This window comes from Enterococcus sp. AZ149 (genome assembly GCF_051714285.1).
In the GTDB taxonomy this organism is placed as follows: Bacteria; Bacillota; Bacilli; order Lactobacillales; family Enterococcaceae; genus Enterococcus_D; species Enterococcus_D entomosocium.
This window is the reverse complement of record NZ_JBIORO010000001.1, coordinates 1,330,026-1,346,876: the sequence shown is the minus strand read 5'-3', so window position 1 is coordinate 1,346,876 and position 16,851 is coordinate 1,330,026. Positions and strand designations below refer to the sequence as shown.

The 16,851-nt window shown below is 41.4% G+C and carries 16 protein-coding genes; 5 read left to right on the top strand and 11 right to left on the bottom strand.

Annotation, left to right across the window (positions count from 1 at the left end; translation table 11 throughout):
• Positions 1-71 precede the first annotated feature (71 nt).
• Positions 72-581: a QueT transporter family protein gene (locus IGI94_RS06305; protein WP_438899556.1), complete on the bottom strand. Its 510-nt coding sequence runs from the start codon at positions 579-581 to the stop codon at positions 72-74.
• Between the two features lie 628 nt (positions 582-1,209).
• A complete protein-coding gene (locus tag IGI94_RS06300; RefSeq protein WP_438899555.1) occupies positions 1,210-1,908 on the bottom strand; it encodes a sunset domain-containing protein in 699 nt (232 codons plus the stop codon).
• 367 nt (positions 1,909-2,275) lie between these two features.
• On the opposite strand from IGI94_RS06300, the gene IGI94_RS06295 reads away from it, so the two are divergent.
• Positions 2,276-2,803 carry an FUSC family protein gene (locus tag IGI94_RS06295; protein ID WP_016621330.1) on the top strand — a complete coding sequence of 176 codons (528 nt, stop codon included), beginning with the start codon at positions 2,276-2,278 and terminating at the stop codon, positions 2,801-2,803.
• Positions 2,804-2,861: 58 nt separating this feature from the next.
• On the opposite strand, the gene bsh is transcribed toward IGI94_RS06295, so the two are convergent.
• Positions 2,862-3,836: a choloylglycine hydrolase gene (gene bsh, locus IGI94_RS06290; RefSeq protein ID WP_005236690.1), complete on the bottom strand. Its 975-nt coding sequence runs from the start codon at positions 3,834-3,836 to the stop codon at positions 2,862-2,864.
• Between the two features lie 656 nt (positions 3,837-4,492).
• On the opposite strand from bsh, the gene IGI94_RS06285 reads away from it, so the two are divergent.
• A complete protein-coding gene (locus IGI94_RS06285; RefSeq protein WP_008379780.1) occupies positions 4,493-5,464 on the top strand; it encodes a diacylglycerol/lipid kinase family protein in 972 nt (323 codons plus the stop codon).
• Positions 5,465-5,516: 52 nt separating this feature from the next.
• Here IGI94_RS06285 and IGI94_RS06280 read toward each other — a convergent pair whose 3' ends face one another.
• Genes IGI94_RS06280 through IGI94_RS06270 form a run of 3 tightly spaced genes read right to left on the bottom strand, consistent with a single transcriptional unit; the run spans position 5,517 to position 8,767 of the window.
• Entirely contained in the window at positions 5,517-6,689 is a 1,173-nt protein-coding gene (locus IGI94_RS06280; protein WP_194188019.1) for an ABC transporter permease, read from the bottom strand.
• Positions 6,676-7,821, bottom strand: a complete 1,146-nt coding sequence (locus IGI94_RS06275; RefSeq protein ID WP_034878640.1) for an ABC transporter permease — start codon at positions 7,819-7,821, stop codon at positions 6,676-6,678. The genes IGI94_RS06280 and IGI94_RS06275 overlap by 14 nt, the downstream gene beginning before the upstream one ends.
• Before the next feature lie 13 nt (positions 7,822-7,834).
• Positions 7,835-8,767 carry an ABC transporter ATP-binding protein gene (locus IGI94_RS06270; RefSeq protein ID WP_005236700.1) on the bottom strand — a complete coding sequence of 311 codons (933 nt, stop codon included), beginning with the start codon at positions 8,765-8,767 and terminating at the stop codon, positions 7,835-7,837.
• Positions 8,768-8,853: 86 nt separating this feature from the next.
• Here IGI94_RS06270 and IGI94_RS06265 point away from each other — a divergent pair, with 86 nt between their 5' ends.
• Together IGI94_RS06265 and IGI94_RS06260 are read left to right on the top strand one after the other, a co-directional pair.
• Positions 8,854-9,963, top strand: a complete 1,110-nt coding sequence (locus IGI94_RS06265; protein WP_005236702.1) for a sensor histidine kinase — start codon at positions 8,854-8,856, stop codon at positions 9,961-9,963.
• On the top strand, positions 9,960-10,583 hold the full coding sequence (locus IGI94_RS06260) for a response regulator transcription factor (protein ID WP_008379771.1): 624 nt from the start codon (positions 9,960-9,962) through the stop codon (positions 10,581-10,583). The genes IGI94_RS06265 and IGI94_RS06260 overlap by 4 nt, the downstream gene beginning before the upstream one ends.
• Positions 10,584-10,682: 99 nt before the next feature.
• On the opposite strand, the gene IGI94_RS06255 is transcribed toward IGI94_RS06260, so the two are convergent.
• The 5 genes from IGI94_RS06255 to IGI94_RS06235 form a co-directional block, all read right to left on the bottom strand.
• Positions 10,683-10,910 (bottom strand): hypothetical protein, encoded by a 228-nt coding sequence (locus IGI94_RS06255; protein WP_005236708.1) that lies wholly within the window; start codon positions 10,908-10,910, stop codon positions 10,683-10,685.
• 96 nt (positions 10,911-11,006) lie between these two features.
• Positions 11,007-13,667: an SF1B family DNA helicase RecD2 gene (gene recD2 / locus IGI94_RS06250; RefSeq protein ID WP_438899554.1), complete on the bottom strand. Its 2,661-nt coding sequence runs from the start codon at positions 13,665-13,667 to the stop codon at positions 11,007-11,009.
• Between the two features lie 20 nt (positions 13,668-13,687).
• A complete protein-coding gene (locus tag IGI94_RS06245) occupies positions 13,688-14,341 on the bottom strand; it encodes a histidine phosphatase family protein (RefSeq protein ID WP_016621323.1) in 654 nt (217 codons plus the stop codon).
• A gap of 17 nt (positions 14,342-14,358) precedes the next feature.
• The gene (gene trmL, locus IGI94_RS06240) at positions 14,359-14,862 is read right to left on the bottom strand and encodes a tRNA (uridine(34)/cytosine(34)/5-carboxymethylaminomethyluridine(34)-2'-O)-methyltransferase TrmL (protein ID WP_008379765.1); all 504 of its coding nucleotides are present in this window, start codon (positions 14,860-14,862) and stop codon (positions 14,359-14,361) included.
• Positions 14,863-15,215: 353 nt separating this feature from the next.
• A complete protein-coding gene (locus IGI94_RS06235; RefSeq protein ID WP_016613256.1) occupies positions 15,216-16,058 on the bottom strand; it encodes a methyltransferase domain-containing protein in 843 nt (280 codons plus the stop codon).
• Between the two features lie 102 nt (positions 16,059-16,160).
• On the opposite strand from IGI94_RS06235, the gene IGI94_RS06230 reads away from it, so the two are divergent.
• Complete coding sequence (locus IGI94_RS06230; protein ID WP_086332246.1) at positions 16,161-16,802, top strand: copper homeostasis protein CutC; 642 nt, start codon at positions 16,161-16,163, stop codon at positions 16,800-16,802.
• Positions 16,803-16,851 lie beyond the last annotated feature (49 nt).

Here is a 16,851-nt window from a genome sequence, read left to right as displayed (position 1 = left end):
TTCCTTCATTTCTTAGGAATGATCTTTTTTCTTGTTTTTTGAGAACCATCAAAGCAAAAAACAAGCTTTTTTTACACGCGCTTATCGAAGCGAACGGCACGATTGATGATATACATCACCGGTGCCGTAATCGTCATTACAATAAATTCACTCAATGCCGTTGTTGCAAATGTTGGCCAGAAAGGCAATGCTAAGGTGATATTTAGCATAATCGCAATCAGGAACATACTTAATGAAAAAACAATGGTATTAAATGCCAGTCTTACGAAAACATTTGGAATCTTCTTATATACCAATGCAGTTGCTCCTAAAGCCAAGAAGCTTCCGAAACCGCCGAATACGACATCCAAGATCCCCATTCCAAAGAACATGTTATACATTACAACCCCGCCAACGACACCCCACATCAATTTTCTGTTGAAAACGACCAAGTGATTCAATCCTTCAGATATCCTAAATTGAATCGCTCCTGAGGCAACGGGTGAGACTAGAACCGTTACAGCAACATAAAGTGCCATAATGATCCCATTGGCTGCGACGACACGCAAACGTTGATTGGTTAGATTTGTTGATTTTTCCATTTGATCCCTACTTTCTCCGAGTTTTGATTACGCGGGATGGTTGATGAACCGCGGTGCGCTTCGCACAAGTACTTATTATACACATTAATAGCCATATATCAATGTTAAACCGGCCATTTAATCATCAAATCATCTAGAATTCACCTGACAAAACTTTATGCAGATGGAATTGCTTCCTCTATTCCTTCATCCGTTGATTTAAAGAAACACTTCGCAGCTTTCATTTTCTAGCCCTATTCGACTATCAATGAATCATCCATCGTCAGATTTCCTAATGGCTTGTGATTCAATCTTTACCCTTGAAAGAGATGGGAAAAATATTATTTTTACGCCTACCGAAGAAATGAACGATGAAGATGGTGGCTTTGTGTTGAAACCTCGCTAAATCAAGGCGCATCTCGTGATGAAAGGTTAAGTGCTGAATTACTTTAAGATTCGTCGGATCTACGCACAGAAATCATCTTGAATACGTAAAACATCCCTTTTCGCTAACGGAAAGGGATGTTTAGAATGAATCAGACGATTCAGTTACTTTTTGATCAAAAATAGCTTTCTTCTCGTTGCCTCGTTACCTTTTTGGTAAAGCAATTTCTCATAGATGTTTACTCAGCGAATGCCTGCCACACCTCTATTTAGCTGGTCGAAAGCCCGCTTTGTAGGCTTCCACCTCTGTCTTGAACATCCGAATTGTACTGGTCGTTTTATTATAATATTGACTCCCCGGTATATGATAAATCTTTTGTTTGGAGCCTTTGATCAGCCCTTTGCCCCGTTTGTCTACATATTTTTTCAGTCCATCTCTAAATGCATCATTCGTCGTTCCAGGTGCTTTCCCACCTTTTTTCACCAGTTTGACCTGGATTGCTTCCAGTTGAAAACCAAAGCCAGACGTTCCTGAAGACTGTCCGTTTTTCGCCCACCCCATCCAGCCAAATTGTTGTGCATTGACTCGATAATAGACATCGTAATACTTAGCGATCTCACCGGTGAGTTTGATTTGGATCGCCTCCAACCGTTGTCCTTTTCCACTTGTACCAGACAGAGTCCCATTTTTTCTAAACGATTTTTCCCAGCCTTGTTTCTGAATGGAGGTTTTATATTCAATATTCCCTTTGTATTTTTCGTTAGTAATTTTTATCTTGATTGCTTCAAGTCGCTTGGCTTTCCCTGTGGTCCCTGACGTCTGACCGTTTGTTTTCCATGATTGCCACCCTTGAGACTGGATATTTGTTTGATAGCTCACACTTGGTGAAGATGCAGCAAAAACTGTCATCGGAAAAACAACAAAGCCAAGTAAAAGAACAAATAGTATGGACACTTTTTTCATTTTAAACCCTCCTTATTTTGATTATCTCAATATAATATCTAAAAAACAAACTTTTTATGAACAATAAATATTTTTTTATCAAAACACTTATTTAAACGTTGAACAGACTGAGAAATAAAAAAAGGAGTCTTAAGCGATGGCAACGAAAGTCAATTCATTTAGGGTTGGGGTCACTTATTGTATTCCTTTCAACACTCAAAGTTGAAAATTGCATGGTATCAAGCTAGCTTCTCGACGACTGATAAAATTTGCCTGTCAACGTACGATGAAAGAATCGTTGTTCATTTTTCTGAAAATCTAAGCAATTGACCGTCTGCAATGTGGTATAATCGACTTCGTTGAAATTTATTTTGAGAGGATGGCATGATTGAACTTATTTGGATTGACCTTTGGCTTAAGAAATGTAAAAACTGGAATCAGTGTATTCCTCTGTATTTTGGTTAGTGTTCTTTTGAATCGTGAAACCTACGTCGTATCAACGATCACAGCTGTTTTCACATTAAGAGAAGATCATGAGAATACCGTCAAATACGGGAAACATCGGATTGCCGGTAACAGCTTCGGCGCAATCGCTTCTGTATTTTGTATTGCGATATTTAACTTTTTCGGACATTCGTCCTTTATTCAAATGATTGCAATCCCTTTAGTGATCATGTTAATGATCGCTTTATTGGTCAAATTTGATTACTCCGAGGGAACAGTTGGTGCTTGTGCCACACTATTGACGATTTTATTTATGATTCCTCAAACTGAATCTTACTTGTATGCTTTTAATCGGATTGTTGATAGTTTTATCGGCATGACGATTGCAATATTGGTGAACCGCTTTTTTCCATTTCCGAATAAAAGTACCGCAGGGACGAAGACGACAACAAATGAGAGTGATTCATTTTAAAAATGAAAAAGAAAAAAACCATCTCAAAACAGCTTTGAGATGGTTTTTTAAGAATGGATCAGTTACTGAAAAGAACTTGTTGGTCTTCAATTAATGGATAAGAAATCGGTACATTACCTTCCAAATCTTCTTTATTCATATCAACTGCAACGATTTGACTATTTTCATACGTACGATAGTAATAGATTCCTTTATCTGTATTGCAGCAAGAAGAATAAATCGTGTACTCATAGCGCTCATTGCCTATGTCACAAAGTCCTTTTTGTTGCTCAACCGAACCTAAAATATGGAAGAACTGACTAATGCTTTCGGATTCAGATTCTCCAGAAACGGAATTCAATCGAGTAAAAGCTACTTTGACAAAGCGAGACATCGAAGAAAGATCTCCTGGCAGACCTAAGCCGCCCATTCCACGACTATATTCATCAAAATCCACCTTGTCAGAAAAATGGGTTTCCGGAGTTTTCGATGATAACACACGGTAATTATTCAAATTGAACAATTGATAGTCAAATGGTGGATTATTTGTCAAAACTCCCACCGGATTTTCATGAATATGAAGGCCATCACTCATACTTTCCACAACGATGGCACTTTTTTTATCAGCAATCATCCAATGCAAAGGCGATAGAGGCAAATCTTCACTAAAATTGATCCGAACGAGATTGACATTGGCTAATAGCCCTTTTACTTCTTCGACAGTAGCGCATTGTCCTAAGAGCCATGGGATGAACTCAAAAGGCGTAACATTCTCTTTTCCTTCTTGAAATTCATTGTAGACAGCATTTTCTGGAAAATTCAATCCAGCGATACCTAAACCTTTTTCATTGACCGCATCATAATACAGTGGATACTCAGCGACACCAGCAGCAATCCCAATCATTGCGTAATGGTGATCTATTTCACTTACTTTGCGAAATTTGAATGGATAATTTCTCGGAGTAATGGTCACTACTTCTTTATAAGAAACATCATAATCAAAATTTCTGCCAAAATAATGATCTTTCGTTACATAAGTTAACGCAGTACACATAATACTTCCTCCTAAAATAAGTTTTTTACACTTCTAATTTACTCCTATCGCTTTTTTTTAACAAGGAAAAAGCAATAAATAATAATAAAAATACAATTAAATGATTTAAAATCATTTTAATGTACTACATAAAGAAAGATGAATCTAGTTGGACTTTCCATGGCTATCCTACCTTCCCACAGATTCATTTTGTTTACAACTCCTTCAGAAGAGCTTATCATGATCGGCGATGATCAAAATTTTCTCCTTTCTCCTTTACCTTTCATTTAAACTATTTAAATTTATCTAAAAGACAACAACCAAATCATGTAAGCGATTGCTAAAAGAGAAAAATGTGCTATACTATAAGTGTAAGGAGCAAGGATTCCCAGTAAAGCAGACGAAGCAGGTTCTGCAAGAAAAGAATTGTTGTCAACTTAGAATAAAAGACAAAGGATGTGGGAATTTGAGTTACTCCTTACTAATTGAATAGGATTCGGCGATGGGCATCATTACCTGAGGATCAAAGTGGACATAAGAACCTTTGAAAACCCAGAAAGCACAATCGTCGAATCTATTTTTTTGCTCTTTTTTCAGGCATCGTCTCCCCGCCTTCTGTCGAAACATGCTATAATTAACCGCATTGAACGAAAAAACGATATGGAGTTATTCATAAAATGAACTATTATTATCACTTCCTCGTAAACCCTGCTTCAGGTAGTGGACGAGGAAAAAAAGCGGCGGAACGTGTGCAAAGAATCGTAAAAAAACATCGTTTCCCCCATCAAATCTATCTAACCAAATCACCCGGTGACGAACGGAACATTACCAGAAAACTCTTAAAAGAACGCCTTTTGCCTTGGGATGATGTCTATTTAGAAAATGGCGAGATGCTTTATCCATTATTGGTGGTTATCGGCGGTGATGGAACGCTGCACCAAGTAGTATCAGAGTTACAACTGGAACAACAACAAATTCCCGTTGCTTACATCCCCGCTGGCTCGGGAAACGATTTTGCGCGAAGTATCGATCTGCCACGAGAGCCGGAAAAAGCGTTTTGGAAAATTGCCGGTACTACTAAGCCCCAAGAATTGGCCATTATCCGCTATGAAGAGCAGATCCAAGAGGAAAACGGCATCGCTCTTAATAATGTGGGTATTGGTCTTGATGCGGCAATCGTCTATACCACCAATCACTCTGTGGCAAAAAGCAGTCTTAATAAGTTCAACCTCGGCTCCTTTTCCTATATCGCTGCAATTATCCGAGTTTTGTTTCTTCAAAGAGGTTTTCCGATCTTAGTCGAGTGTAATGGGCAACAATTCAGTTATAAAAAAGCTTTTTTGTGCACCACGACCAATCATCCTTACTTTGGCGGCGGTGTTGCAATCGCCCCAACCGCTTCAGTCAGAGAGAAAAAGTTTGATTTCGTACTCGTTGAGCGTGTGTCGATTTTCAAGATTTTCTGGCTGATCGGTTTACTGATGCGTAAGAAACACATGAATTCACGCTACTTTCATCATCTCTCCACGTCGAAGCTGAGAATTATCTCTACCGTGCCCCAACATGGACAAGAAGATGGCGAAGAAATGGGCCAACGTCCCTTTGATATTACCTTTACTACTGCCAATCAATTATTTTGGTGCCCATAAAGAAAACGATACAAATCAGCAACGATTTGTATCGTTTTTTTCTGTGTACCTGTTAGTTTTTCGCTGAGTTGTACTGCCAACGAGGACTTCTTTCTTTTCCCAAAACAAATTGGATCATTGAAAATACTGCTGCAAATGCAACCAAGACAAAGCCATTGAACCAAAACGATTCAGTAAACCCTTGATTGTACGTGAGGGTCTCGCTAATCAAGGTATTGTTTTGAACAAACCAATACGTTGGTGTAAACGCCGCGATTTTATTGACAATATCTGGCAGGAAATTAGCTGATACAAAGACACCACCGATAAAACAGCTGCCGGTTATAAAGATATTGCTGATCCCGCCGATTGCTTCTGAATTTTTCACCAGGGAAGTGACACACGCCGAGAAGCTGATGACTGGTAATAAAAACAAGAACGTGTTCAAAATGTGGTACCAAGCTGCTGTATCCCAAGACGTGCGGATCACTAATAACACCATCAGTAATAAAAAGCCGAAAGTTAAGAGCAGCGAATAACTGATCAAGCTTAACAGGATTTTCCGCTGTAAGACACGTTTAGCAAGAGGGGCGCTCTGGTTTCGCTTGCTGATTGCTTTGCGATTAAAGGCCATATTGATCACGCCAAACCCGCTAAATATTGATAGAAAGAGACCATATGACAATAAGTTAAAGGTCATGCCTGTTAACATTTTTTTCATTCGTTGACTATATTCTGTACTGAGTTCAACTTGCCCAGTGACGGCTAGCGCTGTTTGTGCTTGTTCTATCGCCTCACTAACTGTTTTACCTTCTTCTTTAAAAAGCAAAAGCGTCTGTAAGTACGTGTTCACTTGCTGGGTGACAATGGTTTTAGAGAAAGCATCTGGCCGGCTTTGAATCTCGATTGCTGGCATCTGGCCGGCCTCCACCTGTTCCGTGAAATCTACTGGTAAATGCAAGACGATGTTTATGCGATTAAAATAAAGGGCATCATCAATTTCTTTTTGTGAGGTACCCTCCAAAGTGACCAAGGTCTGCTTCTCCTTCAAGTAGTCCCGAAGACCGTCAACGACTGGCGACTCCTCTTCACTGATCAAAGCAATGTTGGCTTCTTGTAAAGAGGTGTTTTCGACGTCGATGCTTTGTGCATAAAAGAATGTAACTCCCACAGTGATCAGTACTCCAATTAGTAAATTCGACTTATTGGCCTTCAGTAAAGTCCAAATCGTTTTATAAAGCGTCATAGCGCACCCCTCTTTCGATCCAAGTATTTCCAATTGCGAAAAGGACGATAAAGCCAGTCAACCATAAAAGATTGGTATAAAAGCTAGCCAGATCTGTATAGTAGTATAATTGATAGAGACTTTCACTGATCAAATTGACGAGATTTATTTGCCCCAGTATCGGCACATGTAGATCAAGCCAATACTTGATTTGTTCCGAGCCCATCATCCCGGCAAAAAAGCTCATCGCCATCGTCACGGAAATCAAAATGCCATCCTTTTGCACCAGATTCATTTTTGGCGTCAGATTTCCAATCAATGTTCCTAGCAAAATCGCACACAATGATCCCAACGCGGCAACCAGTAGTAGCCACTGCCATCGTTCACCAAAGTCTACTTGATAGACAAAACGAAAAACCGCTAAAATAATGTAGACTTCTACTAACACAATCGTAAAACTCGCCGCTAAATTCGCACTTGAAACCAATGTGCGTTTTCTTGGTATCAAGGAAAGCCGAATCCCATTCGCGGATTGATTGGCTTGCTGATCCTGAACATTGCGAACACCCCACATCGTCCCATAGAGGATCGCCATCCCAATCAAAGTAAAGAAATAAAAACTTTTAACACTCATGTCACGATCAGCATTCACTTCTTGAAAAGTCGCTTCCTGTTCAAACGCGGCCATAATTGGTGCAAGATCAAGCGTTTCAAGTTCTGCTGCTTTACTAGAAATAATCGCTGTACGTTGTAAAAATTGATCCATTACATTTTTCATCAACGTCTGACTCATGCCCGCTTGCCCCACATGGAGTGAAATCGTTTCGTCAGCTATCAGATAAAACCCAGCTAAATCACCCGCATTCAGCTCTTCAACTGCCTCTGCTTCTGATAGTTCCTTAAGATCAAATAATGGTTTTTCATTGATTTCCACTTGTTCAAGGACCGCGGAAAAATTTTCCGAAAGCGCTGATTGATCCCCGTTTTTTACGATTCCCGTCGTGATTGTCTCTAAATTTCCTGCTTGATCGATCTCCCCAAAGGCCGCCATAAACATTAGGCCTAAGAGAATGGGAAACGCCAACGTCCAAAACAGCATGGATTTATTTCGCAACAGCACTTTTGTGCGATATTTGTAAAAATGCCAAAACATGTTTTCCCCTCCTTTAGTCTCTCAATTCCTTGCCCGTGATCTCTAAAAAGACATCATTTAAGGTCGCTTCTTTGGTTGCAATTTTTCCGTAACTGATTTTCTCTGCTTGTAAGAGCGTCAAAATGGGGAGCAAGACCGTATTGAGTTCCGTCGTTGTTACTTGGAGCTGTCCCTCTTTATAAACGATCCCGTCAGCAGTAATGGTGGTTTGAATTGTAGCCAATACATGGTCTGGCAGTAAGGGGATGTCGATGGTCAAACGATCTGCCGTGCGTACCATGTCTTTCAGAGATTCCTTGGTCCCTTTGGCAATCACCTGTCCCTGATCCATAATCACGATCTGGTCACAAAGAATTTCCACTTCTTCCATGTAATGGGTCGTATAAACGATCGTTGCTCCTTGGCGATTCAGCTCTTTGATGCTTTCCAAAATTTTATTACGACTTTGGGGATCGACGGCGACTGTTGGTTCATCTAAAAAAATCAAGCGTGGCTTATGAGCGATCCCACAGGCAATATTCAACCGTCGTTTCAAGCCACCACTCAGCTCACCTGGATGGAAAGTCACGAAATTTTCCAATCCCACTAATTGTATGACTTCTTCGATCAATGCTTGCCGTTTCTCTTTGTCAGCAACATATAAACCACAAAAATAATCGATATTTTCTTGTACACTTAGTTCTTCAAAGACGGCAACATCTTGAGGAACGACGCCGATCATTGCTTTAACGGCATAGTTTTCAGGGGTCATGGTTGATCCAAACAGTTTAATGGTGCCTTTGTCATAATTTAGCAAAGAGAGCATACAATTGATAGCAGTCGATTTCCCACTACCGTTTGGTCCCAATAATCCTAAAACTTCCCCTTCTTGTACTTGCAGATCAAAATGATTCAATGCCACAAAATCACCATAGCGTTTAACTAATTTATCAATTTCAATAATCATGATGAAAAACTCCTTCCAAATTTCTTGTTAATCTGACTATAATAAAGTTTAAGAAAAGAAACTAGTGACGATTGACCAAATCAACTATGACATTTGTCACAATGAAGGAGTCTGCCATGTCCAAATCTCGACTACTCAGCGAAGCTGGCTTTCTACTCGCAATCTCGTTGCTTCTATTGGTAAATCAAGGATTTGTTGCCGTACAAGTCATTTTTTTGCTGATCGCTATTTTCTTCACTGGTGTCAGTTATTTATTGCCTAGGAAAGCAAGCTGGTTTTTTCAAGTTATTCTATTGCTTCTATGTACTTTTTGGCCAGAGCTTGCCCTCTTTCTGCCTGCAATGATGCGGGTGATCGCTCCTGAAGAAAGAAAAGATGACATTCTATCTTTATTAGGATTTTTATTGATCGCGACAGTTGGCAATCAATCCCCCTCCAAGATCGCCTTTGTCATCCTTTTGTTGCTTTTTGCTTTTTACTTACGTAAAAAAGAACAGCGAATGTCTGCTCTTGAGAAAAAGTACATCGCTTCAAAAGATACTCATTGGGAAAAACAGCAGCAATTATCGCAGCAAAACAAAGTACTAGCCTTATCACAAGAAACAAAATTGGCCTTACAAATTGCCGAAGAACGAAATCGAATCGCGCGAGATATCCATGACAATGTTGGCCATCTGCTGTCGAGTGCCATTTTGCAGATTGGCGCACTTGAAATGATCAATCAAGAACCAAAACTGAATGAGCCCTTAGCAAATTTGAGTGCTACGGTTCACACTGGGATGGATCGTATCCGCCAAAGCGTTCATGATCTCCATGAGACATCGATTACTTTCCAACAGTCCTTAGAGTTTCTGATTGCTGATTTTCCATCTTCAGTCACGATTGAAGGAACCTTATTTGAAGGATTGAACGAAGCCCAGCAAAATTGTTTCTTAATGGTGATCAAAGAAGCCTTGACCAACAGCATCAAACACAGTCATGCCAAAACCGTTGTCTTGCATTTTCGGACACTGCCTGCTTTTTTCCGCTTGCAAATCACCAATGATGGGGTCCGCGGATCTCAAATTGCTAAAACTGGAATCGGTCTGAAAACGATGCGTCAACGGGTCCAAGAACAACAAGGACAAGTTCATATCTTACAAGAAAACCAACGCTTTCAGTTGACGATCATTTTACCAAAGGAGGAACACCAATGATTACTGTAGTTATTATTGACGATGATCCGTTTGTGACGACCTCGTTGCAAACCATTTTAGAAAGCACAGAAGAAATTCGTGTATTAGGCATCGGTCATTGTGCCAAAGACGCCATTGACCTCTATGAAACTCATCGTCCTGACGTTTTGCTGACGGACATCCGCATGCCGGAACAAACCGGGATCGATGCTGCCAAAGAAATACTGGCTAAATTTCCCCACGCGATCCTTTTGCTATTGACTACCTTCAAAGATGAAGAATACATTCGAGAAGCCTTTTCCATCGGTGTGAAAGGTTATTTGATCAAACAGAATTTACAGGCAATCATCCCTTCTGTCAAAGCCTCTTATAATGGCCAAGTTGTCTTTGGGAATGAAATCGTTGAGACCTTCACACAGCTAATGAAGAACGAACCATCAATTGACAATCAAGCTTCCTTTAGCGAACGTGAATTTGCGATCATCAAAGAAGTAGCAGCGGGTAAAAACAATAAAGAAATCGCCGATGCCTTGTATTTGAGTGATGGAACCGTTCGTAATTACATCAGCCAATTACTAGAAAAGCTGGGGTTACGGGATCGCACGCAATTAGCAATCTATTTTTATCAGCATTTACAGTGAGTCTCGTTAGACACAAAAAACCTGAAGAAATGCGCCTTTGCATTCTTCAGGTTTCTTTCTATTCGATTATTCAACAGTTGGTTTCTTCTTGGTATAAAATCATGGATTTCCAGGACTGCCAGGATTCGTTGGGTTATTTGGTGTGTTAGGCGGGAAAATCGGCGCCTTATCTAACGTTTTTTCTAATCCTGATTCTTCCCGTTCGCCTCGTTCTGCATCAGGGCTTTCATCTAATTTAAATTCTTTTTCCATCTCATCCAATTTCTTAAAGTCGTTGCCAGATTCTTTTGCGAGTTTTGCTAATTTGTCTTCGGTTTCTTTCGCCATAATGTAACGCCTCCTTTTGATTTCAGCTTAGCATAAGAAGCTGAAAAACCAAAAGAAAGCGCTCACTAACAACCCATTTTTAGCATTTTCTCATCGTTATAATCCCTCGTTTTTTACGGGCATAAAGTCGTACGGAGAACAGTCCTTCATCCCAATCATTGGATCTACTAAATGCTTTTTGACCATCGTTAAGGTCAGCACACCATCGTTTTGCGTTTCTTCGATGAGTGCTTCTTCCCCCGTAGTCCCTTCACTTAGGACCTTATCCCCTGACAGAGGCTTGGCCGTTTCTGTCTGATTTGGTGCCGACGGCTCAGGCTCGGCAAAAGCAAACAAGTCCAACCCACTATCTGGTGACTTTTCTGTCGCTTGCTGGTTAGCAGCAGCTTCAGTGCTGGGATTTTCCTTTGGCTTCGAAGCTACCATTTTTGTCTTCGTGTTCTCAGAGGAATCATTATAAAACGGATCATCGGCTTCCTCAAACTGAGCCAATTTCGCCCGTTGCAGCGGCGTCATTTCTTCCGTGCCATTGATACGTTCTTTTAATGTCGTTAAGCGAGTGGCAGATTCGTGACTGACACAGGTTTGGTAGGCTTGCGGTTCACCAAGTAAAATCAGCATCTCTTTGCTGCGAGTCACAGCGGTATATAGCAAATTGCGCTGCAGCATACGCTGGTATTGATGAACCATCGGCAAAATAACCATTTGAAATTCACTACCTTGGGATTTATGGATCGAACAACAGTAGGATAATGTGATCTTGTTCCATTCATTACGCTTATAGGTCACTTCATTGGCATCAAATTGAATGACCAGTTCGTCAACCTTGTCTTCCGACTGTTTGGCTAGAGTGATCCCAACGATTTGGCCCATATCGCCATTAAACACGTTATCTTCAGGAGAGTTTACCAACTGCAAGACCTTATCGCCGATACGATACACCGTATCATTGAAGGTGACCTCTTTTTTGGTTCCATCGTTGGGGTTAAAAATCTCTTGCATCATTTTATTCAGAGCATCGATCCCAGCTGCCCCACGATACATCGGCGCCAACACTTGAATATCTTGCGGCGTATAACCTTTGTCTTTCGCCCGTTTCACGATCTGAGCGATCAACGGTTCGATCTTGTACGCATCACAAGCAAAGAAAGAACGATCTTTTTGGTTTTGTGTAAAATCAGCAGGCAGCTGCCCGTTTTTGATGGCGTGGGCCAGTGGAATAATACTTGATCCATCTCCTTGACGATAGATTTCCGTCAATTCTTGTTTCGGGATCGCATCGATCGCTAGCAAATCATGAAGGACTTGTCCTGGTCCCACAGAAGGAAGCTGATCTTTATCCCCCACAAAAATCACTTGCATGTTTGTAGGGATCGACTTAAAGAGCGTATTCGCCAACCACGTATCGACCATTGACATCTCATCGACGATCAGTAAACCGCCTTCTAACTCTTTGGGACTAATCGATGGTGCTTTTTCACGGCCATTCAATCCTAACAAACGATGGATCGTACCACTTGGCAAACCAGTCGTTTCGTTCATCCGTTTGGCGGCTCGACCAGTCGGTGCTGCCAAGAGAATCGGAAAGGTTTCGTCGCTGTATTTTGATGGTTCTAAGTCCAAATCGTTCAACTCAGCAAATAATTGTACGATCCCATTGATCACTGTTGTTTTCCCAGTACCTGGGCCACCTGTCAAAATAAACAATGGCGATCGGATTGCTTCTTTGATCGCTTCTTCTTGCGAGGAACCATAGGTGATGCCTAAGTGCTTTTCTATTTTACGTAACGTTTTACTGATTTTTTTCTCAGGATAGACGATTTCTTTTTTGCGGGAAAGCAAGCGTTCGATGGAACTGGCAATTCCCCATTCAGAAAAGTACAAACTATTTTCATATAAACGGGTTTCTTCTTGTTGGATCTTTCCTTCTTCCACTAGATGAATGATCGTTGATGCCAAATCGTCAGGCGCAATCTCAATGGGGCGGCTCGTTTCTAATAGGCGCAGTGTCTGCTCTAACAAATCTTGGGCGTGGATAAAGGTATTGCCCGTCTGCAAGGACTGGGCGAAGATTTGATGCAAGACCGCCGCTCGAAACCGTTGCGGTGACGAAGCTTCGATCCCCAGCTGTTCAGCGATGCCATCTGCGCGTTTAAAGCCAATGCCTTCAATGTCTTCCACCAGCTGATATGGATTCTCCTCAATAATGGATAGCGCCTCATTTTTGTAGGCTTGATAGATAGCAAAAGATAGCTGGCTACCAAAGCCATAGCGACTCAAGCCAACGATTACTTGATCCATCCCATGGTTTTGCCGAACGGTATCTAAAATCATTTTTTGCTTACTTTCATTTAACCCTGGAATCTGCTCCAACAATGCCGGTTCTTCCAGCATCCGGTCGATCGCTTCTTCTCCTAAAAGATCAACGATTTTTTCAGCGGTCTTCTTGCCGATCCCAGGAAATTTTTCTCCAGAAAGGTAGGCGATCAACCCTTGTTCAGAGGTCGGTTGTTCTTGTTGGTAGCTTTCGGCCTTCAACTGGACGCCATACTTGGGATGATTGACCAGCTCACCAAAAAACCGATACTTTTCCTCTTCTTGGATTTCGCCGAAACTACCAGTAACGACGATCTCCGAGTCTTTGTAGTCGGCATTATTCTCAGTGACTTTAACTAATAGTACTTTATAAAAATTGCTGGGATTCTGGAAAAAGATGGCGGCAACATGGCCGACAAAAAACGTTCTTTCTGGAATCATGGTGCCGCTCCTTTCATGGTTTACAATAAAGCGTCTAATCCTGCCTGATTGCTTAAAAAGCTTGCTTCATTCCAAACTTTTAGTTCAAAAGGCAATACTTTTTGTTCATTCGTCTCTAATAAGCTAACGCTGTTATTGACTAATCCACCTTGCTCTCTTAATTCGGCTAATGGTTTGCCTGCAAGCCACTGGATAGCAGCCGTAAAGGATGCCCCATGACCGACGAACAATAATGGGCCTTCATGCTGCATCACCGCATCCATGACGACGGTCTCGATCCGGCTCAATGTTTCTTGGATCGGCTCTCCCTTAAAGGCACTGGGATCGTAGCGATCAAGATGATTACGCAGATCAGTCAATTGTTGAGGATACTTCTCATGCATTTCATCGATAGAACGTCCTTCTAATTCACCAAGTCCGATCTCACGCAGGTTCTCATTATAAATAATTTCAACAGGGTGATGGAGCCTTGTTTGGATCTCTTGGGCAGTTACTTTTGCTCGTAAAGACGTGCTTGAATAAATCTTCTCAAAAGGAATAGCAGCCAGATGATCACCGAGCAGTTTGATCTCTTCATGACTTTCCGGCAATAACGGTGAATCCCCTAGCATCCCTTGAAAGCGGCGCGCTTGGTTCCACTCTGTTTTTCCGTGACGGGTAAAGTATAATTGCATCGAACAAGCCTCGTTTCTTAATCTAGTTTGTCGTTCTCATAATGGTGTGTCAATTCCAGCTGTGGGAAGCCTTGCTGCCGCAAAACTTCATAAATGATCAAAGCAGCCGTATTTGATAGATTTAGGGAACGAACATGCTCATCATTCATCGGAATGCGTAGGCATTTTTCGGCATGCTCACGCATAAAGCTTTCCGGAAGCCCCGTCGTTTCTTTCCCAAAAATAAAGAACTGATCATCATCCGCGGTATAATCGACGTCAGAATACACGCGATTGGCAAATTTCGAGATCAGGTACAACGGACGCTCTCCTAAAAAGTCCATAAAAGTAGCCAAATCTTTGTGATAGGTGATATTGACATCATGCCAATAATCAAGTCCTGCCCGCTTCAATTGCTTGTCATCCGTTGAAAAGCCTAGTGGCTCTATTAAGTGTAAATGAGTATTTGTTGCTGCACAAGTACGTGCAATGTTCCCCGTATTGGCCGGGATCTGAGGTTCAAAAAGAACGATGTGATTCATAGATAAAAACTCCTTTCGATCGGATATTGCCGATCGGTTCTCGCATTGATTTGTGTCTCTGTATCTTGCGTTTTACAATTGATTCTCAATAGCTTCTTCAATAACTTCTATAGTACCATATTTTGGCACGCTTGTTTTTTGAAAAAGACATTTTTTAAGTTGAATTTTGGGCATAAAAAAAAACGTACCAACTCGGTGTCGATCACTGCGAGTCGTTACGTTAGTGAAGCTCTTTTCACTAACTTTTATCAGAACAGGAACCTGATAAAAACCAATGAAAAATGACTTGAGAACAATATATCACTCCCATGGCATGATTGCAAGAGTAAATAACAAAAAAGTTCAAAATATTTTCAGGAAATTTTCGCAATCAACACCTCAACATCAACAGTTATCTGTGCCAAAGGGGTTTGACGCAGCTTTTCTTTCCTTTCCTCCGAAGCCCCCCACTCTAACGGCGACATGGCAAGTAAATCTTGCCGATTTTCTTCAGGAATCGCAAAAACATGCGTTACTCTTTGACGGGATGCGGTGGGATAGTGTTCAAAAAATTTGCTAACGACCCGTTCATTCGAATACTGCTGTTTTGTTTCGTCATCAGGATAAAAAGCGGCTCGTAGTTCTTTTAAATAATCCGCTGCTGGGACGACTTTGATCAACTGGCCACCCTTTTTTAGAATGCGGTTGAACTCCCCGTAATTTGACGGTGAAAACAGATTGAAAATCGTATCAAAGCTCGCTTCAGCAAACGGTAACTTAGTCAGATCCGCCACACACCAAAAAGCGGGTACGTTTTGATTGGTAGCTAGATAGACCCCGTCTTTGGCTATATCAAAACCGACAGCCGCTTGGGTCTTTTCATTGACCATCTGTGCAAGGAAACTGCCTTCACCGCAACCGACATCTAAAAGATACTCAGCATCCCCCAAAGCTGCTTTGATGGTCTCAAGGACTGGTGCATACATGCCGCTAGCGATCATACGTTGACGCGGCAAAAACAGTGCTTGATCATAATCTGCTTTAACTTGATGATCCAAAAAGAAAAGTGTGCCTTTCTTTGATAAGTCAAATCGATGACGATTTGGACAAACCAAGCCATTTTCGGTCGGGAAAAATGCTTGGCGGCACAACGGACATTCAAATAAGTGATAATGGGCGTTTAAAAAAAGGCGCCCGCGATCGATTTTTTTTAACATTCAACTTCCCTCATCTCTGCTCTACTTTAGCATATTCTTGTGGTAGAATGCTAGTGGATAGAATAACAAATCAATTGAACACCCATCTATTGGAGGTAAATCATGTTAAAAGAATTTTGTGCAGAAAATTATACCAATATTCCCTTAGCAATCGCCCGAGGTGCCCAACGCATCGAACTCTGTGATAATTTAGCAGTCGGCGGAACAACACCAAGTACCGGCGTGCAAGAAGAAGTCCTGCAATATGCTGGCGAAAAAGGAATACCCGTTATGACGATCATTCGACCTCGGGGCGGTGATTTTGTTTACAATGATACAGAATTGAAAATCATGCATACCGACTTGATCGAAGCAAAAAAATTAGGAACAGACGGCGTTGTTCTAGGTTGCTTAACTCCTAGCGGCTGGTTAGACGAAGAAGCATTGGAGCTATTGTTAGAAACCGCAGAAGGCTTGCAGGTTACTTTTCACATGGCCTTCGACGCGATTCCTGCAGCGCGCCAATTTAAAGCGATCGATTGGTTAGCTGAGCATGGCGTACAGCGGATTTTGACCCATGGTGGTGCTGCAGGGACTCCGATTGAAGACAACTTCGATCATCTGAAAGAATTGATCGCCTATGCTGGTGAGCGTTTAACGATTTTACCTGGCGGTGGCATTTCCTTTGAAAATGCCCAACAAGTTGCTGATACATTAGGTGTAAAAGAAGTTCATGGAACCAGAATCGTCGACTTTAATGATTGAGCTTGCGTGACACAAAAGAATCACGCAAAGAAATCCCCACAAACGATGA